This window comes from Streptomyces sp. NPDC058274 (assembly GCF_042881375.1).
Taxonomy (GTDB): domain Bacteria; phylum Actinomycetota; class Actinomycetes; order Streptomycetales; family Streptomycetaceae; genus Streptomyces.
In genome coordinates this window covers 55,788-77,412 of the sequence record NZ_JBHVXW010000026.1, presented here as the reverse complement: position 1 = coordinate 77,412, position 21,625 = coordinate 55,788, and the positions used below count along the sequence as shown (strand labels likewise).

At 70.8% G+C, this 21,625-nt stretch carries 20 protein-coding genes and 1 pseudogene; 13 read left to right on the top strand and 8 right to left on the bottom strand.

The window, feature by feature from the left end; all coding sequences use genetic code 11:
* Nucleotides 1–146: 146 nt before the first annotated feature.
* A complete protein-coding gene (locus tag ACFVYF_RS34910; protein WP_389461942.1) occupies nucleotides 147–512 on the bottom strand; it encodes an ArsR/SmtB family transcription factor in 366 nt (121 codons plus the stop codon).
* 292 nt (nucleotides 513–804) lie between these two features.
* Between ACFVYF_RS34910 and ACFVYF_RS34905 the strand changes: the two genes are divergently transcribed.
* The 6 genes and pseudogenes from ACFVYF_RS34905 to msrA all read left to right on the top strand — a co-directional run bounded on the left by ACFVYF_RS34905 (nucleotide 805) and on the right by msrA (nucleotide 5,322).
* Entirely contained in the window at nucleotides 805–2,184 is a 1,380-nt protein-coding gene (locus tag ACFVYF_RS34905; protein WP_389461940.1) for an FAD-dependent oxidoreductase, read from the top strand.
* A 68-nt stretch (nucleotides 2,185–2,252) separates the two neighbouring features.
* A pseudogene (locus ACFVYF_RS34900) lies at nucleotides 2,253–2,435 on the top strand (VOC family protein); the annotation flags it as partial.
* A gap of 77 nt (nucleotides 2,436–2,512) precedes the next feature.
* On the top strand, nucleotides 2,513–3,325 hold the full coding sequence (locus ACFVYF_RS34895; protein ID WP_389461939.1) for an MBL fold metallo-hydrolase: 813 nt from the start codon (nucleotides 2,513–2,515) through the stop codon (nucleotides 3,323–3,325).
* On the top strand, nucleotides 3,322–3,606 hold the full coding sequence (locus ACFVYF_RS34890) for a hypothetical protein (protein ID WP_389461937.1): 285 nt from the start codon (nucleotides 3,322–3,324) through the stop codon (nucleotides 3,604–3,606). The genes ACFVYF_RS34895 and ACFVYF_RS34890 overlap by 4 nt, the downstream gene beginning before the upstream one ends.
* An 87-nt stretch (nucleotides 3,607–3,693) precedes the next feature.
* On the top strand, nucleotides 3,694–4,317 hold the full coding sequence (locus ACFVYF_RS34885) for a hypothetical protein (RefSeq protein WP_389461935.1): 624 nt from the start codon (nucleotides 3,694–3,696) through the stop codon (nucleotides 4,315–4,317).
* Nucleotides 4,318–4,809: 492 nt separating this feature from the next.
* Nucleotides 4,810–5,322, top strand: a complete 513-nt coding sequence (gene msrA / locus ACFVYF_RS34880) for a peptide-methionine (S)-S-oxide reductase MsrA (protein ID WP_389461933.1) — start codon at nucleotides 4,810–4,812, stop codon at nucleotides 5,320–5,322.
* A gap of 79 nt (nucleotides 5,323–5,401) precedes the next feature.
* On the opposite strand, the gene ACFVYF_RS34875 is transcribed toward msrA, so the two are convergent.
* On the bottom strand, nucleotides 5,402–6,520 hold the full coding sequence (locus tag ACFVYF_RS34875) for a hypothetical protein (RefSeq protein ID WP_389461931.1): 1,119 nt from the start codon (nucleotides 6,518–6,520) through the stop codon (nucleotides 5,402–5,404).
* 176 nt (nucleotides 6,521–6,696) lie between these two features.
* Between ACFVYF_RS34875 and ACFVYF_RS34870 the strand changes: the two genes are divergently transcribed.
* Nucleotides 6,697–7,851, top strand: a complete 1,155-nt coding sequence (locus tag ACFVYF_RS34870; RefSeq protein WP_389461929.1) for a cystathionine gamma-synthase — start codon at nucleotides 6,697–6,699, stop codon at nucleotides 7,849–7,851.
* A gap of 31 nt (nucleotides 7,852–7,882) precedes the next feature.
* Here ACFVYF_RS34870 and ACFVYF_RS34865 read toward each other — a convergent pair whose 3' ends face one another.
* The 3 genes from ACFVYF_RS34865 to ACFVYF_RS34855 form a co-directional block, all read right to left on the bottom strand.
* Nucleotides 7,883–8,131 (bottom strand): hypothetical protein, encoded by a 249-nt coding sequence (locus tag ACFVYF_RS34865; protein ID WP_389461927.1) that lies wholly within the window; start codon nucleotides 8,129–8,131, stop codon nucleotides 7,883–7,885.
* The gene (locus ACFVYF_RS34860; protein ID WP_389461925.1) at nucleotides 8,128–8,625 is read right to left on the bottom strand and encodes a sigma factor-like helix-turn-helix DNA-binding protein; all 498 of its coding nucleotides are present in this window, start codon (nucleotides 8,623–8,625) and stop codon (nucleotides 8,128–8,130) included. Before ACFVYF_RS34860 ends, ACFVYF_RS34865 begins: the two co-directional genes overlap by 4 nt.
* 222 nt (nucleotides 8,626–8,847) lie before the next feature.
* Nucleotides 8,848–9,354, bottom strand: coding sequence for a MarR family winged helix-turn-helix transcriptional regulator (locus ACFVYF_RS34855; RefSeq protein WP_389462010.1), 507 nt, complete (start codon nucleotides 9,352–9,354; stop codon nucleotides 8,848–8,850).
* 164 nt (nucleotides 9,355–9,518) lie between these two features.
* Here ACFVYF_RS34855 and ilvA point away from each other — a divergent pair, with 164 nt between their 5' ends.
* The 3 genes from ilvA to ACFVYF_RS34840 all read left to right on the top strand — a co-directional run bounded on the left by ilvA (nucleotide 9,519) and on the right by ACFVYF_RS34840 (nucleotide 12,757).
* The gene (ilvA, locus tag ACFVYF_RS34850; RefSeq protein WP_389461923.1) at nucleotides 9,519–10,748 is read left to right on the top strand and encodes a threonine ammonia-lyase; all 1,230 of its coding nucleotides are present in this window, start codon (nucleotides 9,519–9,521) and stop codon (nucleotides 10,746–10,748) included.
* Nucleotides 10,749–10,895: 147 nt separating this feature from the next.
* Nucleotides 10,896–11,903 carry an ATP-binding cassette domain-containing protein gene (locus tag ACFVYF_RS34845; protein WP_389461922.1) on the top strand — a complete coding sequence of 336 codons (1,008 nt, stop codon included), beginning with the start codon at nucleotides 10,896–10,898 and terminating at the stop codon, nucleotides 11,901–11,903.
* Nucleotides 11,900–12,757: an ABC transporter permease gene (locus tag ACFVYF_RS34840; protein WP_389461920.1), complete on the top strand. Its 858-nt coding sequence runs from the start codon at nucleotides 11,900–11,902 to the stop codon at nucleotides 12,755–12,757. The genes ACFVYF_RS34845 and ACFVYF_RS34840 overlap by 4 nt, the downstream gene beginning before the upstream one ends.
* Before the next feature lie 176 nt (nucleotides 12,758–12,933).
* Here ACFVYF_RS34840 and greA read toward each other — a convergent pair whose 3' ends face one another.
* Complete coding sequence (gene greA, locus ACFVYF_RS34835; protein WP_389461918.1) at nucleotides 12,934–13,431, bottom strand: transcription elongation factor GreA; 498 nt, start codon at nucleotides 13,429–13,431, stop codon at nucleotides 12,934–12,936.
* A gap of 248 nt (nucleotides 13,432–13,679) precedes the next feature.
* Nucleotides 13,680–14,078 (bottom strand): DUF4307 domain-containing protein, encoded by a 399-nt coding sequence (locus ACFVYF_RS34830; RefSeq protein ID WP_389461916.1) that lies wholly within the window; start codon nucleotides 14,076–14,078, stop codon nucleotides 13,680–13,682.
* 170 nt (nucleotides 14,079–14,248) lie between these two features.
* On the opposite strand from ACFVYF_RS34830, the gene mca reads away from it, so the two are divergent.
* Nucleotides 14,249–15,109: a mycothiol conjugate amidase Mca gene (mca, locus tag ACFVYF_RS34825; protein WP_389462008.1), complete on the top strand. Its 861-nt coding sequence runs from the start codon at nucleotides 14,249–14,251 to the stop codon at nucleotides 15,107–15,109.
* The gene (locus ACFVYF_RS34820) at nucleotides 15,102–15,374 is read left to right on the top strand and encodes a hypothetical protein (protein ID WP_389461914.1); all 273 of its coding nucleotides are present in this window, start codon (nucleotides 15,102–15,104) and stop codon (nucleotides 15,372–15,374) included. Before mca ends, ACFVYF_RS34820 begins: the two co-directional genes overlap by 8 nt.
* Nucleotides 15,375–15,955: 581 nt before the next feature.
* On the opposite strand, the gene ACFVYF_RS34815 is transcribed toward ACFVYF_RS34820, so the two are convergent.
* Complete coding sequence (locus ACFVYF_RS34815) at nucleotides 15,956–19,174, bottom strand: tetratricopeptide repeat protein (RefSeq protein WP_389461913.1); 3,219 nt, start codon at nucleotides 19,172–19,174, stop codon at nucleotides 15,956–15,958.
* Nucleotides 19,175–19,410: 236 nt separating this feature from the next.
* Between ACFVYF_RS34815 and ACFVYF_RS34810 the strand changes: the two genes are divergently transcribed.
* Nucleotides 19,411–21,447, top strand: a complete 2,037-nt coding sequence (locus ACFVYF_RS34810) for a thioredoxin domain-containing protein (protein ID WP_389461911.1) — start codon at nucleotides 19,411–19,413, stop codon at nucleotides 21,445–21,447.
* Nucleotides 21,448–21,625: the final 178 nt, after the last annotated feature.

Genomic DNA, 21,625 nt, shown 5'->3' with positions numbered 1-21,625 from the left:
GGTGCTCGGCGGTGGCTGGGCCGGCTCACCGCCGATCCAACTGAGCTTCACCCCGGCCGCGTTCTCCACGCCGCGGCAGCTTGCACGACCCGCGCCCCCGAGCGGCGCCGCACGGTCAAGCGCGCAGATCGAGCGGCGCCGCACGGTCAAGCGCGCAGATCGAGCATGGCGGACATCGCGGCGACCACGGACGGGGCGACCTGGTAGTAGACCCAGGTCCCGCGCCGCTCCGAGGTGAGCAGTCCGGCCTCGCGCAGCTTCTTCAGATGGTGGGAGACGGTCGGCTGGGAGACGCCGACGTCGGAGATGTCGCAGACGCATGCCTCGCCGCCCGCAGACGAGGCGACCTTGGAGAACAGGCGCAGCCGCACGGGGTCGGACAGGGCCTTGAACATCGCGGCCATCTTCTCCGCGTCGGCCTGCGACAGCTCCCCGGCGGTGATCGGCGGGCAGCACGGCACGGTGGCCCCGGTGTCCAGAACCGGAAGCTCGACAACCTCTGACTTCGACATGCGTCTATGTTGACACTCGTCGATACGGGTGGCAAGCTCCAGGCAACGCCAGACATCGACAAGCATCGAAACAAGAGGTTGTCGTGACGACCAGGGCTCGTGCCGTTCACCCCGCTCTCACCGCCGCCCGGGGCCGCCGTATGGCCTGCCACCTGGCCGGCGTCCGATTCTGCGACGGCTGCGCCCAGGTCCGCGACAGCTCCTGCCGCACCACGGCACATCAGCGGCGCGTCCGGACCACGTTCCCCGTCGCCCGCTGATCCGGCACACCTACGCAGGGAGACCGACCACCATGAGCGAGCAGAAGCTCCCCGTCGTCGTCATCGGAGCCGGGCCCGTCGGCCTGGCCGCCGCCGCCCATCTCGTCGAGCGCGGCATCGACCCTCTGGTCCTGGAAGCCGGCCCGGCCGCCGCCTCCGCGGTGCGCGAGTGGAGCCACGTACGGCTGTTCTCGACCTGGGGCGAGGTCACCGACCAGGCCGCCGAGAAACTGCTCGCCCCGACGGGCTGGACCAAGCCCGACTCCGCCACCTGTCCGAGCGGCGCTGACTGGGCCGACCTCTATGTGCAGCCGCTCGCCGATGCGCTGGGTGACCGCATCCGCTACGGCGCACGCGTCACCGGCGTCTCGCGCGCCGGCCGTGACCGCATCGTCGACGCCGACCGGGAGTCCCAACCCTTCGTCCTGCACCTCGCCACCACCGACGGCCGCGAAGAGCGCATCGTCGCCCGCGCCGTCATCGACGCCTCCGGCACCTGGACCACACCCGGTCCGGCCGGTGCAGGCGGCCTGCCCGCCCTCGGGGAGAGGGCCGCCGCCGACCGCATCGTCTACCGAGTGCCCGACCTCAAGGACCCGGCCGTGCACGCCCGTTACGCAGGCAGGCGTACGGCCGTGATCGGCTCCGGCGCCTCCGCCTTCACCGCACTCGCCACCCTCGCCGACGTCGCCCAGGACGAACCGGGCACCCACGCCGTATGGGTACTGCGCCGGGGCATCAGCGGCTCCACCTTCGGTGGCGGAGAGGCCGACCAGCTGCCCGCCCGCGGCGCGTTGGGCCTGGCGGCGAAGGCCGCGGTCGCCGGCGGCTATGCGGACGCGGTCACCGGATTCCGTACCGAGGCCATCGAGCGGGCGGACGACGGACGGCTCGTCCTGGTCGGCGATGACGACCGCCGCCTCGACCCGGTCGACGAGGTCATCGTCCTGACCGGATTCCGCCCCGATCTGTCCTTCCTCTCCGAGATCCGCCTCGGCCTGGACGAACGTCTACAGGCCCCCATCGAGCTGGCGCCGCTCATCGATCCGAACCAGCACTCGTGCGGCACCGTCTACCCGCACGGCCACAGGGAGCTGTCCCACCCCGAACAGGGCATCTACCTGGTCGGCATGAAGGCGTACGGCCGCGCCCCCACCTTCCTGGCCATGACCGGCTACGAGCAGGTCCGCTCCGTCACCGCGGCCATCGCCGGCGACCGTGAATCCGCCGACCGCGTCGAACTCACCCTCCCCGAAACGGGAGTGTGCGGAGGCGCGGGCCTCTTCGACGACCCGGCCGCCGCGCAGAGCGACGGCGGAGGCTGCTGCGCCCCCTCTCCACAACTCGTCCAGCTCGGCACCGGCGCGTCCACGGCAGCTGCGGCCGGCGACTCGTCCGGTGGCTGCCGCTGAGGCTCAACTCCCAGGTGCCCTGGACACCGTGGCCAGGGCACTGCCACTCCTACGGCAGGAGGATCGTCATGTCCCGAGTGCAACTCGCCCTGCGCGTCCCCGACCTTCAGGCCTCCATCACCTTCTACAGCAAGCTGTTCGGCACGGAGCCGGCCAAACTCCGCGACGGCTACGCCAACTTCGCCATCGCCGAACCCCCGCTCAAGCTCGTCCTGGTGCAGGGCACGGCAGGTGAGGACACGAGGATGGACCAAGGGCGCTGAGCCCGCGACCGTCGATGAGTGAATAATCGTCAGGGCTTGTGGATCGTGCGTTCTAGGATCTTGGGATGAGCGATGAGCTTCTTCACCTCACGGTCCTGGGCTCCGCCACGCCCTACCCGAGCGTCGACAATCCGTGCTCCGGCTATCTCGTGTCGAGCGGGGACACCCGTATCTGGGTGGAGGCGGGCAGCGGGACGCTCGGCCCGCTTCAGCGTCATGTGCGGCTGGACGAGCTCGATGCGATCTGGATCTCGCATCTGCACGCCGATCACAGCGCGGATCTGCTCACCGCGTACTACGGAGCCCTGTACGCGGACATCCACCTCGCGGCGTCGATCCCTCTCTACGGTCCGCCTGGAATCGCCAACCGGTTGGCCGACTTCCTCACCAACACTCCGGCCCGCAGCCCCATTGAATCCGCCTTCGCCGTCACCGAGTTGTACGACGGGCACCAGGTGGCCATCGGCTCGCTCCGGCTGACCAGCCGCGCGGTGTCGCACGGCATCCCGGCCTTCGCCGTACGCATCGAGGCGGCGGGCAAGTCGCTGGTCTACTCCGGGGACACGGCACCGTGCCCGAGCCTCACGGAGCTGGCCGAGGGGTGCGACGTCCTGTTGTGTGAGGCCGAGAGCGCACAGGCGCCGCTAGAGGGCGAACAGGTGCACCACACGCCCGAGGACACCGGAGACACCGCCGGCACGGCCGGGGCGGGCGGGCTGATCGTCACGCACGTCGGCCGCTTCCTCACGCCGCAGCAAGCGGTGGCGCGTGCCTCGGCACGGTTCGGCGGTCCCGTCGACTACGCCGCCCCCGGTGCCACCTTCTCGATCGGCCAGGCCGTGGCTGCCCCGGGGGTTCGACGAGCTGACCGCGTTTGAAGCAGGTGCCCTGCCCGGACGAGGGCGACGGGGCGGAGCGCGTTCCCGGCCCGCCACGGTTACTGGGCGGACTCGACGAGGAACGCACACAGTTCCTCCAGACCCTCCGCCTCGACTCGCGGAGTGTCACTGACGCCGAACTCGAATTGATGCTCCAGCCCATGCATCCCGACGGCTTCCGCTGGTGGACAGAGTCGGAGCAGGACGACCCCGACCCGGAGTTCCACACCCACACACGTCTGTACGCCGACCGGCGCCAGTGGTCTGTCAACGCTGCCTGATGGCTCACGTCGGCCACGGGCTGTATCCGCCGCTGGACGCCGATAATGACTGTGGTGCTCAGATCAGGGCAGTTAAAGTGCGCCACCATGGGCACGGACATCCACGGTGGGATCGAATTCCGTCATCCCCAGGTCGGCACCGACTACTACGACGGCGAGCCATGGGTGACCGCCATGGATCTGTGGCCCCTCTACGACGAGACCGACTACTCGGCCTTCGGCCTGCTCTTCGGTGTCCGCAACTACGTGGGTTTCCGGCCGCTTGCAGCCGGTCGTGGTCTTCCTGCTGACTTGTCGAGCGCCATGCGCTCAACGCTGGGATCATGGGTTGGCCAGGGTGAGATGGACGGCGCGAGCTGGGTCAGCTGGGCCGAACTCGCCTCAATCGATCCCGCGACCACGCCCGAAGACTTCGACGGCCGCGTGACCTGGCACAAGAAGTCGCAGCCGGCGATACGACGGAGCCAACTCGTATCTCGACCATGGCCCGCGGAAGTCCTGTCCACCGTGGGCGTACCGCCTGCCGACTCGCACAGCGCTTCAGAACGCGTCGAGTGGACCACCAGCGACTTGGTCTGCGCATATGAACCACTGACCATCGGTAGCGTCCTGGGACCGACGACACACTGGCCGCATGTCTTCGCCGTGATGAAGGCCCTGGCTGACCGCTTCGGTGACGATGGCGTCCGCCTGGTCGTAGCGTTCGACTGAGGGCGCGCTGCCCCACACCCTCCCTCCTGCTCAGCGGGCGCCCTCAACGCACTCTCCGCAGTTCAGTGTTCAGGGTGGTGAGGCCGTGAAGGGTGGTGCGCCGTGCCGATACGCACCACCGGTTGAGGTCTGTGAACGAGGCTTGATGACCCACGTCATCCGGAGAGCGTCCGCGTCAGCGGCGAGGAGATCTCCGGTCTTCTGAACGGCCGGCCGTTGGCAGGTGGGCGGCTCACTGGGCGTACGGGATGCGTCGGCTACCCGTGAGCCGCGGGGTTGTCCGGGGTCGGAGCACCGGCATGAGGGAGGCGACAGGTCGGTGCGCTCCTCGCCGGTCGCGAGGCCGGTCGGACGGGCACGGAATCGGTTGGAACCCTCGCGCGTTGAGGGGAGTGGGCAGGAGATGCCGGTGGTGTGCGAGCCGGGCGGCCCGAGTGAACGAGCTGACAGATACCCGAGTCAACGAGCTGACAGAAATTGGAGGGGTCGTACATGGCTGCGCAGACGCAGAGGGCCGTGCTGGCGGGCGGATGCTTCTGGGGGATGCAGGACCTGATCCGCCGGCTTCCGGGCGTGACGGCGACCCGGGTCGGTTACACCGGGGGCGATGTGCAGAACGCGACGTACCGCAACCACGGCACGCACGCGGAGGCCATCGAGATCCTTTTCGACCCTGAGAAGACCGACTACCGCGCGCTCCTCGAGTTCTTCTTCCAGGTCCACGACCCGAGCACCAAGAACCGTCAGGGCAACGACATCGGCCTCAGCTACCGCTCGGCGATCTACTACGTGGATGACGAGCAGAAGCGGATTGCCGAGGACACGATCGCGGATGTGGACGCCTCCGGACTGTGGCCGGGCAAGGTCGTCACCGAGGTGGAGCCGGTCGGCCCCTTCTGGGAGGCCGAGCCCGAGCACCAGGACTACCTGGAGCGTTACCCGGACGGCTACACCTGCCACTTCCCGCGCCCCGGATGGCGGCTGCCGACCCGCGCGACGGGCTGACCGCGGCAGACGGCCCGACGGAGGCGCAGGGCCGAGGGCGGGGGGGCGGGACAAACCCCCGCCCCCCGGGACACCCCACTCAGTGCGGCAACGTAGCGGGACTCCCCCCATTCGCCTCGTACCCCGCCACCGCCAGCGCGCGGTAGACCGCGTAGTCCGCGGCCGGGTCGGACGTCAGCGTCCACGGCAGCGCGCCGACGTGTCCGTCGATGTGGACCAGCTGGTTCATCGCCTCCGCCCAGCGCTCCCCGCGGACCAGGAAGAACACCAGCAGGTGGCGGACGTGGGCCAGCATGGGGTCGTCCGGGCGGGCCGCGTGCACCGCGAAGAGTGCGCCGTGCACCGCCTTCGTCACGACCTCGCTCTGGTAGAAGCCGCTGACGAGATTCACCTCGGGCAGGTGCTCGAAGACCGCGAACAGCGGCATCGCGGCCAGCAGGGAGCCCTGCGGCGCGCGGGCCGCCGCCGCTTCCGCGAAGGCGTACGCCTGCGCCCGCGAGCCGTGCCACTTCTCGCACCAGTAGTGCAGGGCGGCGAGATGGGCGCCCATATGGGCGGGCGCGCGGTCCAGGATCTTCAGCCAGAGCTTCTCGAACTCCGCCTGTGAGTACGTCAGTCCGCGGGCCACGGAGAGCTCGATGATGTACGGGACCGGGTCACCGGGGGCCAGCAGCGCCGCGTCGCCGCACGCCGCCCGCGCCTCCTCCATGATGATCCGGAACTCGTCCGTGCCCGGTGTCGCCGTACGCCACGCCTGCTGCACCAGGAACTCCGCGTGCACCGCCGAGCCGCCCGCGTCCTTCGGGGCCTCGGCCCGCCACACCCGCAGCCACTGCCCGCCGGGCGTCTCGCTGACCCCGCCGGGGCGCTGCTGCAGCTCCAGGGACGCCGCGCCGGCGAAGGCCTGCACGCGCTGCCAGCGCAGCTCGCCGTCCGTGTCCGTGCCCGCGAGGAGCTGCGACGCGGCGCGGTAGTCCTGGGTGCGCTGCACCAGGTCCAGCACGTCGAGCAGGTCGCCGTCCGGGCCGGGCATCCGGATGTCCAGCTCCTCCTGCCGGGCGAAGCCGTAGTTCGCCGGGTCCGCGGCGTCCGGGTCGCCGGGGGCGACCTGCTGAATTCCGGCGTGCCTGCGCCTGAGGACCGGCACCAGAACCATGGTGAACATGGCCAGCGCGATCAGGACCCAGAGAATCTCCATGCCCCAAGCGAACCAGACGGGTCGGACACTTGGCCAACCCGGTCGGCGACGGCTTTTCCCGGCCGGCCCCAAAGGCGCCCGAGGCAGGCCCCGAGGGGCTCGCGGTCGCCAGCCGGACCCCTCCGCGGGGGGTGCGTGCCGTCATCCACCGCGCGAGCGCATTACCCTCGGTTCCCATGAGCGACAGGCACATCAGTCAGCACTTCGAGACCCTGGCGATCCACGCGGGAAACACCGCCGATCCCCTCACCGGCGCGGTCGTCCCGCCGATCTACCAGGTCTCGACCTACAAGCAGGACGGCGTCGGAGGGCTGCGCGGCGGATACGAGTACAGCCGCAGCGCCAACCCGACCAGGACCGCCCTCGAAGAGAACCTCGCCGCCCTGGAGGGCGGTCGCCGAGGCCTCGCGTTCGCGTCCGGACTGGCGGCCGAGGACTGCCTGTTGCGTACGCTGCTCAGTCCCGGCGATCACGTGGTCATCCCCAATGACGCGTACGGCGGCACGTTCCGCCTCTTCGCGAAGGTCGTCTCCCGCTGGGGCGTGGAGTGGTCGGTCGCCGACACCAGCGACCCCACCGCCGTACGGGCCGCCCTCACGCCGAAGACCAAGGCGATCTGGGTGGAGACGCCGTCCAACCCGCTCCTCGGCATCACCGACATCGCCGCGGTCGCGCAGATCGCACGCGAGGCGGACGCCCGGCTCGTCGTGGACAACACCTTCGCGACCCCCTACCTCCAGCAGCCGCTGGCGCTCGGCGCGGACATCGTCGTGCACTCGCTGACCAAGTACATGGGCGGCCACTCGGACGTCGTGGGCGGCGCGCTGGTCGTCAGTGACGAAGCCCTGGGCGAGGAGCTGGCCTACCACCAGAACGCGATGGGCGCGGTCTCCGGCCCCTTCGACTCCTGGCTGGTGCTGCGCGGCACCAAGACGCTCTCCGTGCGGATGGACCGCCACGGTGAGAACGCCACCAAGGTCGCCGACATGCTCACCCGGCACGCGCGCGTGACGAGTGTGCTGTACCCGGGTCTCCCGGAGCACCCCGGCCACGAGGTCGCCGCCAAGCAGATGAAGTCCTTCGGCGGCATGGTCTCCTTCCGGGTGGCGGGCGGCGAGGAGGCGGCCGTCGAGGTCTGCAACCGCGCCAAGGTGTTCACGCTGGGCGAGTCCCTGGGCGGTGTCGAGTCCCTGATCGAGCACCCGGGGCGGATGACCCACGCCTCTGTGGCCGGCTCGGCCCTGGAGGTCCCCGCCGATCTCGTACGCCTCTCCGTGGGCATCGAGAACATCGACGACCTGCTCCAGGACCTCCAGCAGGCCCTCGGCTAGAGGGGCCCGAGAGCCGGTGGAAAGCCGGTGCTCACCAGCCGGTGAGGGGTGGAGTCGTGTCCGACGGCGGCTCCACCCAGGGACGCGCCATCGTGGCCCACACGATGAACGCGACGGCCGCCGCGAACAGCAGCAGCCACAGCAGCCGCCGGGCCGCCGTCCGGCGGCGCAGCATGCGTCCACCGCGGCGTACGACGTCGGCGTACAGGTCGGCCGGCACCTGGGGCGGCGTCCGCTCCAGCATGCGCCGTACGGCCGACTCCCGCTCGGGCAGGTTCACGACGGCGCCACCTTCGCCAAGGCGGGCGCCGGCCCGCGCGGCGGGTGCAGCAGCGTGGCCATCGCGCGGGCACAGATCGTCCGTACGCGTTCGCCCGGGAGGCCGAGCAGGGCCGCCGTCTGTTCCTCGGCGACGCCCTCGTACAACCGCAGGACCAGGATCAGCCGCTCCTGGGGCGTGAGCCGGGCCAGTACGCCGCCGGGGTCGGGGCGGCTCCGGCCGAGGCCGCCGTACTGATGCCAGGCCGTGCGCGCGAAGCGGACCGCCAGCTCCTGGCGGGCCCGGTCGTAGGGGTCCTCGCCGCGCAGCCGGTCCCAGGAGGCGTACGTGTGGGCGAGGGACAGCGTCAGCAGGCGCCGCGCGCGTGGGTTGACGTCCCGGGTTTCCGCCGTGAGCAGCGTGGCGGCATGCAGCAGCCGCCCTGCCGCGCCCGCGACGAACGTCTCGAACTCCCGGGCCCGGCGGGCACTTCGGAGTGCACGCCGTTCTCGCACCACGCCTCCGCCTGAGGACGACCCTGCGGGTCCTGTGAGACCTGAGGAACCCGTGGGACCTGTGGGACCTGTGGAAAACGCGGAACCCCGGCCGCGTACGACAGGTCAGACCGCGTACGACAAGGGCCCGATCTCATATGAGGCCAGGGCCGGCCTTCCGGTCAAGAGTCCGGCGCACATGCACGCGCGCGTGAGGCGCGCCCGGCGGGTCAGGACTCCGGGTCAGGACTCCGGCTGCGGCTCCGCCACCGGGAGCCCCTGCGCGGCCTGGCGGGCCGAGAGCGCGCCGTTGAAGCGCGTGAGGAGCGTGCAGAACGCCTCGCGCTCCTCGGGGGCCCAGTCGTGGGTCAGCTCGGCCATCAACTGACGCCTCGACGAACGGACTTCCTCCAGTCGCGACAGCCCGCGCGGGGAGAGCTGGAGCACCACGGCACGCCCGTCCTCCGGGTGGGAGGTGCGCTTGACGAGGCCGGTGTCCACGAGCGGTGCCACCTGCCGGGTGACCGTCGAGGAGTCGATCCCCATGCTCGCCGCCAGCGCCTTGACGCCCATCGGGCCTTCCTTGTCGAGGCGGTTGAGCAGCAGGTACGCGGCACGGTCCATGGAGTTGCGCACCTGCCCCACCCCACCGAGCCGGGTCTGTTCGGCACGGCGGGCGAACACCGCCACTTCGTGCTGCAGCGTGTCGAGGAGACCGGTGTCACCGAGGGTCGTCATGTCCATCGACATTTCAGGTGTTGTGGGCATGGCCGGAGGCTCAATTCATGCGGAGGGTGCTGGGTTGGGGGACAGGGTACGCGGCCGGGGCGTAGGTCGTACCGCTGCTGTGCAAACCAGTCTCGCCCCGTGGTCACACCAGGAGTGGCGCGCTGTGAACTGCGAGACTGGTGGTCATGAGCCACAGCACCGCTGACTCCTTGCCGACGGTCACCCTGGACGACGTACGGGGTGCCCAGAAGATGCTCTCGGGCGTGGCGCGGGTGACCGCCATGGAGGGCAGCAGGCATCTGTCCCAGCTGGTCGGCGCGCCGGTGCACCTCAAGTGCGAGAACCTCCAGCGGACGGGCTCCTTCAAGCTGCGCGGCGCGTACGTGCGGATCGCGGGACTGCTTCCCGAGGAGCGCGCCGCGGGTGTCGTCGCCGCGAGCGCGGGCAATCACGCGCAGGGCGTCGCCCTGGCCTCCTCGCTGCTCGGCGTCCGCTCCACGGTGTTCATGCCCACCGGCGCACCGCTGCCGAAGGTCGCGGCGACCCGTGACTACGGCGCCGAGGTGCGGCTGCACGGCCAGGTCGTCGACGAGACGCTGGCCGCCGCCCAGGAGTACGCGGCCGAGACGGGCGCGGTGTTCATCCACCCGTTCGACCACCCGGACATCATCGCCGGTCAGGGCACGGTCGGCCTGGAGATCCTGGAGCAGTGCCCCGAGGTGCGCACGATCGTCGTCGGGATCGGCGGGGGCGGCCTGGTGGCGGGCGTCGCCACGGCCGTGAAGGCGCTGCGCCCGGATGTACGGATCGTCGGCGTGCAGGCGGCGGGTGCGGCGGCGTACCCGCCCTCGCTCGCGGCCGGGCGCCCGCTGGCGGTTGAGAAGCCGGCGACGATGGCCGACGGCATCAAGGTCGGGCGGCCCGGGGACGTCCCCTTCCGGATCATCCAGAACCTGGTGGACGACGTCGTCACGGTCGAGGAGAACCATCTCTCCAGCGCGCTCCTGCTCTGCCTGGAGCGGGCCAAGCTCGTCGTCGAGCCGGCCGGCGCGAGTCCCGTCGCGGCCCTGCTGAGCGAGCCGGGTGCCTTCGAGGGGCCGGTCGTGGCGGTGCTGTCCGGCGGCAATGTGGACCCCCTGCTGATGCAGCGCATCCTGCGCCACGGCATGGCGGCGGCGGGCCGCTATCTGGCGGTCACCCTGCGGCTGACCGACCGGCCGGGCGCTCTGGCGACGCTTCTGGGGGTGTTGTCAGTGGCCGACGCTAACGTCCTCGATGTGAGCCACGTGCGGACCGATCCGCGGCTGGGGCTCACAGAGGTGGAGGTCGAGCTGCATCTGGAGATGAAGGGGCCCGAGCACTGCGCCGAGGTCAACCGGGCGCTGCGCCAGGCGGGCTACACCGTCATCGACTGAGGCCGAAGGCCCGGTCGTCGGCAGTGAGAAAAATCCATTGAGAGACGCGATACATCGCGTTACAGTGTGTTTCTCGCTCCTCACCGCGCGGTGCGAACCGCACAAATTCCAGGCTTTTCAAGAATCCTCAACGACGTGGAGACTCATATGCCAGGCGCCATCTATGCCGAAGGCCTGGTGAAGACCTTCGGTGACGTAAGGGCTCTGGACGGCGTCGACCTCGATGTCCCGGAAGGCACCGTGCTGGGCCTCCTCGGGCCGAACGGCGCGGGTAAGACCACCGCAGTCCGCTGTCTGACGACCTTGCTGCGGCCCGACAGCGGCAAGGCGGTCGTCGCGGGCATCGACGTACTGAAGCACCCCGACGCGGTCCGGCGCTCCGTCGGCCTGTCCGGCCAGTTCGCGGCGGTCGACGAGCTGCTGACGGGCCGGGAGAACCTCCAGATGGTCGGCCAGCTCTACCAGATGCGGGCGAAGGCCGCGAAGGTACGGGCGGGCGAGCTCCTGGAGCAGTTCCACCTCGCGGACGCCGCCGACCGCCCCGCGAAGACGTACTCCGGCGGTATGCGCCGCCGGCTCGACCTGGCGGCCGCGCTCGTCGTGTCCCCGCCGGTGATGTTCATGGACGAGCCGACGACCGGCCTCGACCCGCGCAACCGGCAGCAGTTGTGGGGGGTCATCAAGGAGCTGGTCTCCGGCGGTACGACGCTGCTGCTGACCACCCAGTATCTGGAGGAGGCCGACCACCTCGCGCACGACATCTGCGTCGTGGACCACGGCCGCGTCATCGCCCGCGGCACCTCCGACCAGCTCAAGGCCCGCACCGGCGGCGAGCGCGTCGAGGTCGTCGTGCACGAGCGCGAACACATCGTGACGGCCTCGGAGGTGCTGGCCGGCTTCGGCAAGGGCGAGACCACGGTCGAGGAGCACACCCGCAAGCTCACCGTCCCGGTGACCGGCGGCGCCAAGCTCCTCGCGGAGGTCATCCGAGAGCTGGACACCCGTGGCATCGAGATCGACGACATCGGCCTGCGCCGGCCCACCCTCGACGACGTCTTCCTCTCGCTGACGGGACACGTCGCCGAGGTGAAGGACGAGGACAACGGCACGGCGGACGCCAAGAGCAGCCGGACGAAGAAGGAGACCGCGAAGTGAGTGCCGTGACAGACGCCGCCCCGGTGGCGGTTCCCAAGGGCGTCCTCGGGCAGTCCGTGCGCGACTCCCTGGTCATCGCCAAGCGCAACCTGATCCGCATGACCCGGATTCCCGAGATGATTCTGTTCGGGCTCATCCAGCCCATCATGTTCGTGGTGCTGTTCACCTACGTGTTCGGCGGTTCCATGCAGATCGGCAAGAGCACCGATCTGGACGTCTACAAGAACTTCCTGATGGCCGGCATCTTCGCGCAGACCGTCACGTTCGCCACCGCCAGTTCCGGCGCCGGCATCGCCGACGACATGCACAAGGGGCTCATCGACCGCTTCCGCTCGCTGCCCATGGCGCGTGGCGCCGTCCTCACCGGGCGTACCGTCGCGGATCTCGTGCAGACGGGCTTGACGCTGCTTGTCCTCGCGATCGTCGCGCTGATCGTGGGCTGGCGCCCCGGCTCGGTGGACCCGACCAACCTCGGGAAGATCCTGGGCGGGTTCGGGCTGCTGCTTCTTCTGGGATACGCGTTCACGTGGATCGGCGCGCTGATCGGTCTGTCCGTGCGCACGCCTGAGGCGGCCACCTCCGGCGGACTGATCTGGCTCTTCCCGGTGACGTTCATCTCGAACGCCTTCGTGGACTCCAGCAAGATGACGCCCTGGTTGCGCCACATCGCCGAGTGGAACCCGTTCAGCGCGACGGTGCAGGCGTGCCGCAAGCTCTTCGGCGACCCCGGGCTGTCCTCGTCCGACGCCTGGCCCATGCAGCACCCGGTGTGGGCCTCGCTGATCTACTCGGTGGTGATCGTGCTGATCTTCCGCACCCTGGCGGTCCGCAAGTACCGCTCCGCCACGGCCTGACCCGCCCGGCCTGCTGACCTCCCCGACCTGCGGACCTCCCCGACCTGCTGACCTGCTGACCTGCCCGACCCGTCAGTCCGGATTCCGCGGTGATGACCCGCGCATCGTCCCGTCGTCCGGACATGACGAAGCCCCCGGCGCCACGCGCCGGGGGCTCGCCAAAGACCGGCCGAGGCTCAGCCCTGGTAGGGCACGGCCTTGAGGATCTTCACCGAGGCGAGCTTGCCGTTCGGCAGCTCGTACTGGGCGTCCTCGGCGATCTTCTTGCCGTTCACGCCGGAGCCGAGCGGGGACTGCGGCGAGTACGTCTCGATGTCCGCGCTCGCGTACTCGCGGGAGGCGAGCAGGAAGGTCAGGGTGTCGTCCTCGTCGCCGTCGAAGGCGATGGTCACCACCATGCCGGGCGCGACCACGCCGTCCGCGGCCGGGGCCTCACCCACCTTGGCGTTCTCCAGGAGCTGGGTGAGCTGGCGCACGCGGAGTTCCTGCTTGCCCTGCTCCTCCTTGGCCGCGTGGTACCCGCCGTTCTCGCGCAGGTCCCCCTCCTCGCGCGCAGCCGCGATCTTGGCGGCGATTTCCGTGCGCGCAGGACCAGACAGGTGCTCCAGCTCGGCCTTCAGCTGGTTGTACGCCTCCTGGGTCAGCCAGGTGACGTTCTCGCTGGTCTGGGTCACAGGTGCTCCTCGTAGGTACTGGGAATACAAAGCATCGCCCTACCCAGAAGAATGTTCCTTCACGGGTGGGCGAAACCACGAGCCTAACAATTCCGCGGCTCAAGGGGGAGGACATAAGCCATCAGAATTACGTCAACGCAGGTCAGCGCGTAAGTGTAGAGAGTGAGGCCGGGCCGCGTCGCTTCTGGTGCGGTGCGGTCGCGCCCCAGGAGCCCCAGGAGCCACAGGGGCCCCAGAAGCCTTCGGGATCAGTCCGCGTGACAGCCGAGCAGCTCCGCCGTGGTGCCCCGGGCGGTCGTGCGCAGGGTGAGGACCTTGTCGATCCGGGAGGAGTGCTGGTCGAAGCGGAAGTCCGCGCGGCCGACCTCGCCGCCGTCGGCGCTCTGTGAGCGCAGGGTGCAGTAGCCGCTCGCGTCCCTGTCCTTGCGCACCTCGAGGTGCACCTTCACGGCGTTGTCCGAAGCGCTGAAGGTGATCACTTCCGCGCTGATCTTGTTCCCGCCGACGTAGTAGTACGCGAACCAGCCGACGAGCACGAGCAGGGCCACGCCCAGCACACCGCCGATGACCTTGAGCTTGCGGTCGGCGCGCTGGTCCGCGGAGGGGCCGTACCGGCCCTCGGGCAGCTGCGTGCTCGCCGTACTCATGATCGTCCTCTCGCAAGGGGCCGGAACGGAGGTCCCGGAAGGGGCTCCCAGGACCCGGCCCCGGAATTATTCGCCCCCCGATTCGGTCACTATAGAAGCCGCCGATCGCGCCGATTCACACCGGGCGCCGACTTACTGAGGATTGAGTCTTGACTGACCAGCTGCGACTGATGGCCGTGCACGCCCACCCCGACGACGAGTCGAGCAAGGGCGCGGCCACCATGGCGAAGTACGTGTCCGAGGGGGTGGACGTGCTGGTCGTGACCTGCACGGGCGGGGAGCGCGGCTCCATCCTCAACCCGAAGCTGCAGGGTGACAAGTACATCGAGGAGCACATCCACGAGGTGCGCAAGAAGGAGATGGACGAGGCCCGCGAGATCCTCGGCATCAAGCAGGAGTGGCTCGGTTTCGTGGACTCCGGACTTCCGGAGGGCGACCCGCTGCCGCCGCTTCCCGAGGGCTGCTTCGCCCTGGAGGACGTCGACAAGGCGGCCGGTGAGCTGGTGAAGCAGATCCGCTCGTTCCGTCCGCAGGTGATCACCACCTACGACGAGAACGGCGGTTATCCGCATCCCGACCACATCATGACCCACAAGATCTCGATGGTGGCGTTCGAGGGCGCGGCGGACACCGAGAAGTACCCGGAGTCGGAGTTCGGCCCCGCTTTCCGGCCGCAGAAGCTCTACTACAACCAGGGCTTCAACCGTCCGCGCACCGAGGCGCTGCACCACGCGCTGCTCGACCGGGGCCTGGAGTCGCCGTACGGGGACTGGCTGAAGCGCTGGTCCGAGTTCGAACGCACGGAGCGCACGCTGACCACGCACATTCCGTGCGCGGAGTTCTTTGAGATCCGTGACAAGGCGCTGATCGCGCACGCCACGCAGATCGACCCCGACGGCGGCTGGTTCAAGGTCCCCATGGACATCCAGAAGGCGGTCTGGCCCACCGAGGAGTACGAGCTCGCGCAGTCCCTCGTCGATACCTCCCTCCCCGAGGACGACCTCTTTGCGGGCATCCGCGACAATGCCTGACATGAGCGCAAGCGCAAGCCTGGCAATGACACACCTCGTCCCCCTCGCCAAGGAGGTCGACGAGAACAAGGTCACCCCCGGCGTCCTCGGTTTCATCGTCTTCGCGGTGATGGCTCTGGCGGTGTGGGGCCTGATGAAGTCGATGAACCGGCACATGCGGAAGGTCGACTTCGACGTGGATCCGGAGAACGGGGCCTCCGGCAAGGGGACCGCGGAGAACAGCTCCGGGGGCCCGAACACCACGCCCAAGCCTCAGCAGGGCTGAGTCCGGCTCCCTCGGCTGCGTCTGCCCCGCTTCGGCCGGGGCGGCCGCGGTCCGCTGCGGTGACCTCGCGCGGGGGCGGCTGGTCCAGCCCTTGCGGTGCGGAGGCTTTCGGCTTCGTCCACGGCGGCTGGTCCGCCGATGCCCGGACTGCGGCGTCGCGTCCGCTCGCCCTCGCGGTGCGGAGGCTTTCGGCTTCGCCGGGGTGCGGTGCGGTGGGCACCGCCGGACTGCGCCGTCTCGGCCGGTCGCCGTCGCGGCGGGAGGGACCCCCGCCGCCGTCGCGGCGGGACGGGACGGGACTCCGCCACCGTCACGACGGGAGTGGCCCGGCCGTCGCAGCCCCGGTGAGGGGCTGGGGGGTGCACGCCGTGGTGGGGGAGAGACCCGTCGCTGTCGCGACGGGAGTGGCCCGGTCGTCGCAGCCCCGGTGGGGCTGGGGGTGCACGCCGTCGTGGGGGAAGAGGCCCGTCGCCGTCGCGGCGGGAGGGACCCCCGCCGCCGTCGCGACGGGACGGGACTCCGTCGCCGTCGCAGCCCCGGTGAGGGGCTGGGCGCCGGTCGCCCCAGTTGCCGCTGCAGGGCTAGCGGTCGGTCGTGACCGGTACCCCCATGACTTCGCGGGCGTGGCGGTTGGGGACCATGCCGAGGCGCCAGGCCTGCCAGCCGGCGTCGAGGTTCGCGCCGCGTTCCAGCAGGAGCTGATAGGCCTCGACGTAGTCGTCCAGCTTGGCGTCCCGGGACGGGTGGCCCGAGCGGGCGAGCTGGGTCAGCTCCTCCTGGGCGACGGCGGAGCCCACCTCCGTGCCGCCGGGGGAGGCGTACGGCAGCAGCGTGCAGCGCAGGAAGCGCGCCCAGTCCTCCCCGCGGCGGTCGCCGTAGGACGTGAAGAGCCCCAGCGCTTCGTCGCACAGGGCCAGGGCCTGCTGCGTACGGGCATTGCCCGCGTCGACGACGGCCAGCTCCAGGCAGGTCCAGGCCTCGCCGTGAGCCACCCCGATGCGCTGGAAGTCGGCGCGGGCGTCCACGAGGAGCTGGCGGGCGAAGCCGGAGTTGCGCAGCGAGCCCGTCTGGGCCGCCCGCTGGTCGCGGGTCACCCGCGCCGAGTGGTGGCGGGCGCACGCCAGACCGTAGACGTCCCGTATCCGCGAGAACATCGTGCGGGAGCGCTCCAGCTCGCGCACCGCCTGGTCCAGACTGCCGGTCTCCTCCAGCGCCTGGCCCAGGTAGTACACCGTCCAGGCCTCGCCGCGCGCGTCCTCGTTGTCCCGGTGCCGGGAGGCCGCCTGGCGCAGTCCGTCGACGGCCGACGACGGATCGCCGTCCACCAGCCGGGCCCGGGCCAGCTGCGTCAGCGCCCAGGCCTCGCCGCGGGCGTCGCGCGTCCGGCCGTACAGATCGAGCGCGTCCCGCAACTCCCGCTCCGCGCGCGGGACGTCGCCCATGCGCAGCCCCAGCTGGCCGAGCTGGAAGTGCGCCCACGCCTCGCCGTGCACCGACTCGCCCTCGCGGTGCAGCACCAGCGCCTCGGTGAGCAGGTCCAGGGCCTGGGACAGCCGGGCGCGGTCCCGCTCCACGGCGGCCAGCGCGTGCATCGTCCAGGCGCGGTCCGCCGCCAGCCCGGGGGAGGCCTGAAGGTCCATCGCCTCCTGGAGCCGCGCCGCCGCCTCGGTCAGATTGCCCTGGTGGTGCAGGGTGATGCCGAGCGAGCAGAGCGCGCGGGCCGCTCCCGCGTCGTGGTGCGCCTCGAAGTAGAGGTCCACGACCGAGGTGAGGGTCGTGCGCGCCTTGTCCAGCTCGCCGAGCTGACGGGCCGCGATGCCCGTACGCCACTGCACCGAGCGGACCAGGAGCCCCTGGTCGACGGCCTGGGTCAGCTCGCTGATCTCGCCCAGGCGGTAGAGGTCGCCGCGCAGCAGGCAGTAGTCGCACAGGGCGCCCAGCAGATTCAGTACAGCCGCCTGGTTCACGCCCTCCGCGTGCCGCAGCGCCGCCGTGATGAAGCTCGACTCGTCGTCCAGCCAGCGCAGGGCCGAGTCGAGGGACGTGAAGCCGTGCGGGCCGACCGTGCTCGACTGGAACGCGGTGTCCGCGCGCGTCGACGTCTTGCCGTCGACCAGGCGGATCACCGAGTCGGCCAGCTCCGCGTAGTTGACGATCAGCCGCTCCTGCGCCGCCGTCCGCTCGGCCGGCTCCTCCTCGTCGAGGAGTCGCGCCTGCGCGAAGGTCCGTACGACGTCGTGCAGCCGGTAGCGGCTGCCGCGCACGTGGTCGATCAGGCCCGCTCGCGCCAGCGCGGTCAGCTGACGGGTCGCCTCCTGCTCGTCGGTCGCGAGGAGGGCCGCCGCCGCGGCCGCGCCCAGTGAGGCCCGGCCCGCCAGCGCCAGCCGTCGCAGCAGCCGCCGGGCCGCCTCCGACTGGTCCGCGTAGCGCAGCCACAGCACCCGCTCGACCGGCTCCACGGGCCCGTACGCCTCCAGGTCCGCGGCCAGCCGCAGGGGCGTACGGGCGCCGAGCGAGGAGCCCGCGACCCGCAGGGCCAGCGGCAGGCCGCCGCACAACTCCCGGATACGGTCCGAGGATTCGGCGTCGTAGGGGCCCGACGCGTCCTGCGCCGCCGCGTTCAGCAGCTCTTCGGCGCCCGCGGCGTCCAGCGCCTCCAGCGGGAGCTGGTGCACCCAGGCGGGCAGGTCGGCCGGCAGGTCGAGCGGCTTGCGCGCGGTGACAAGGACCAGGCTGTCCGAGCGCTCGGGGAGCAGTGTGCGCACCTGCTCGGCGTCGGACACGTCGTCGAGCACGATGGTGACCGGCAGGCCCGTCAGATGCTGGTGATAGAGCTCGCTCAGCCGTCTGACCTGCTGATCCTGCGAGGAACGTTCACGGAACAGGAGCTGCTCGCGGGGTGCGCCGAGCCGGTTGAGCAGATGGAGCAGCGCGTCCCGGGTGGACAGCGGCGGCTCCTCCGGGTTGTCCCCCCGCAGATCCACCACGCACGCGCCCCGGAACTGGTCCTTCAGGTCGTGCGCCGCCCGCACCGCGAGCGTGCTGCGGCCCGATCCCGGCGGGCCGTGCAGCACCACGACCGTCGGTCTGGTCTCCGTGCTGGCGCGGGCCGCGTGCACCCACTGCGCCACCCGCGCCAGCTCCTGCCGGCGCCCGGCGAACACCCCGTCCGGTTCGGGGAGTTGACCGAAGGACTGCTCCAGGACGGTACGCCTGCGTGCCGCCGCGCTCTTGTCCGTGCGGCGCAGCTGCGGCGCCCCCTGCTTCGCGCCCGTGGACGCGCTGAGCACCCGCTGCTGGTCGAAGAACGGGCGGATGCCACGTACCTCCAGCGCGGTCAGCCACTGCAGCCGCAGCTGCTCGGGGCCGCCCGGCTGGCTCCGGGCACCCGCGCTGCGGCTCGCGTCCGGCAGATGCGAGGCGGTCACCTTCGCCACGGTCGTGGCCGCGCCGGCCACGCCGACGAGGGCGCCGGTCCCCAGCGCCGTGCCCGCGCCCGTGCCGAGCGCCAGGTCCGCCACGCAGGCCGCGACCGCCGCAACGGCCGCCACCAGCAGGGGAGTTCCGGCACCTTCCCGGGCGTAGCGCTGCCCGAAGGTCAGCCGGCCCGTCTCCGCCTCGTCCAGCGCGCGGGTGTACGCCTCGTACTCCTCCGCGACCGTCCGCGCCATGGTGTCGAGTCCGCCGCGCGCCCGCGACAGCAGCACGGCTCCGTCGGTGCGCCCGCCCGAACGCCGCACCTCCTCCTCCACGGCCCGGGCCAACAGCCGCTCGGCCTCCGCCCGATGGCTGTCCCGCATGTCACGTCCCCCTCCGGCGGCAACTGCATTGGCTACGAGTGTCCTTGGTCCGGAGCGCGAGCGCGAGGGGGCCGACGATCAGCGGCGCGGCGTGATCCCGGGGGTACGCGTGGCCAGAGCCCGCGACGGGCAGGGAAGGCGCTGGGTACGGACGTACCGGCGCAGGCGCCTTTCGGGGGCGCGCCGGGTGATCGTGCGCTTCTCCGCCCCGCCGGACACCGTGGGAGAGTGGAACGGTGAACCGACTGGCCCATGAGACGTCTCCGTATCTGCTCCAGCACGCCGACAACCCCGTCGACTGGTGGCCCTGGTCGGCCGAGGCCTTCGACGAGGCCCGTAAACGCGGTGTCCCCGTCCTGCTGAGCGTCGGCTACAGCAGCTGCCACTGGTGCCATGTCATGGCTCGAGAGTCCTTCGAGGACGAGACGACCGCCGCCTATCTGAACGAGCACTTCGTGAGCGTCAAGGTCGACCGCGAGGAGCGCCCCGACGTCGACGCCGTCTATATGGAGGCCGTGCAGGCGGCGACCGGCCAGGGGGGCTGGCCCATGACGGTCTTCCTCACGCCGGATGCCGAGCCCTTCTACTTCGGCACCTATTTCCCGCCCGAGTCCCGGCAGGGAATGCCGTCCTTCGGGCAGGTCCTCGAAGGCGTGCACAGCGCCTGGACCGACCGCCGGGACGAGGTCGCCGAGGTCGCGGGGAAGATCGTGCGGGACCTCGCGGGACGCGAGCTGAGCTTCGGTGAGGGGCAGGCGCCGGGCGAGGAGGAGCTGGCGGGGGCACTGCTCGCGCTCACCCGTGAGTACGACGCACAGCGCGGCGGCTTCGGCGGCGCACCCAAGTTCCCGCCGTCCATGGCGATCGAGTTCCTGTTGCGCCACCACGCCCGCACCGGCTCCGAGGGTGCCCTTCAGATGGCGCGGGACACCTGCGAACGCATGGCGCGCGGCGGCATCTACGACCAGCTCGGCGGCGGTTTCGCCCGCTACTCCGTGGACCGCGACTGGGTGGTCCCGCACTTCGAGAAGATGCTGTACGACAACGCCCTGCTGTGCCGCGTGTACGCGCACCTCTGGCGTGCCACCGGGTCCGAGCTCGCCCGCCGGGTCGCCCTGGAGACCGCCGACTTCATGGTGCGTGAACTGCGCACCGCGGCGGGCGGGTTCGCCTCCGCGCTCGACGCCGACAGTGACGACGGCACGGGCCGGCATGTGGAGGGCGCGTACTACGTGTGGACGCCCCAGCAGCTGAGCGAGGTCCTCGGGGACGACGCCCGGTTCGCCGCCGAGCACTTCGGGGTGACCGAGGAGGGCACCTTCGAGGAGGGTGCCTCCGTGCTCCAACTCCCGCTGCGGGAGGGGGTGTCCGACGCGGAGCGGATCACCTCCGTCCGTGAGCGGCTGCTCGCCGCGCGCGGTGCGCGCCCCGCGCCCGGCCGTGACGACAAGGTGGTCGCCGCCTGGAACGGCCTGGCGATCGCCGCGCTCGCCGAGACCGGCGCGTTCTTCGAGCGGCCCGACCTCGTGGAGGCCGCGATCGGCGCCGCCGACCTCCTCGTACGCCTGCATCTGGACGACCGGGCGCGCCTCGCGCGTACCAGCAAGGGTGGTCAAGTGGGGGCCAACGCAGGGGTGCTGGAGGACTACGCGGATGTCGCGGAAGGCTTCCTCGCGCTCGCGTCCGTCACTGGTGAGGGGGTGTGGCTGGAGTTCGCCGGGTTCCTGCTCGATCACGTCCTCGTGCAGTTCACCGATGCCGGGTCGGGTGCCCTGTACGACACGGCGGCCGACGCCGAGCAGTTGATCCGGCGGCCCCAGGACCCCACGGACAACGCCACCCCGTCCGGGTGGAGCGCGGCCGCCGGTGCCCTGCTGTCGTACGCGGCTCAGACGGGTGCCGAGCCGCACCGGACCGCCGCGGAGCGGGCGTTGGGCGTGGTGAAGGCGCTCGGCCCGCGGGCCCCCCGCTTCATCGGCTGGGGGCTCGCGACGGCGGAGGCGCTCCTGGACGGGCCCCGCGAGGTCGCGATCGTGGGTGCGGCCGACGATCCGGGCACAAAGGCCCTGCACCGTACGGCACTTCTGGGTACGGCCCCGGGAGCGGTCGTCGCCGTGGGGGCTCCGGGCAGTGATGAACTCCCGCTCCTCGCCGACCGTCCGCTGCTCGGCGGTGAACCCACGGCGTATGTGTGCCGTCATTTCACCTGTGACGCCCCGACATCGGATGTCCAGCGGCTTCGTGAGGTGCTGGGCAGCGTTGTCAGTGTCTGAAACAGTCACCCCTGGACGGGAAACCTCCGACGTAGTCGGATACATCCCCTTCTCCGACTGAGCATTCCGAAACACTCTATTTATCTGAAGAGCCTACGGACTTCACAGTTCCCTCCTAGTGTCTCCACGGGACGCGACGGGGTGTGACGCCGTCGCGACAGGGGGTTTTTGGATCTGG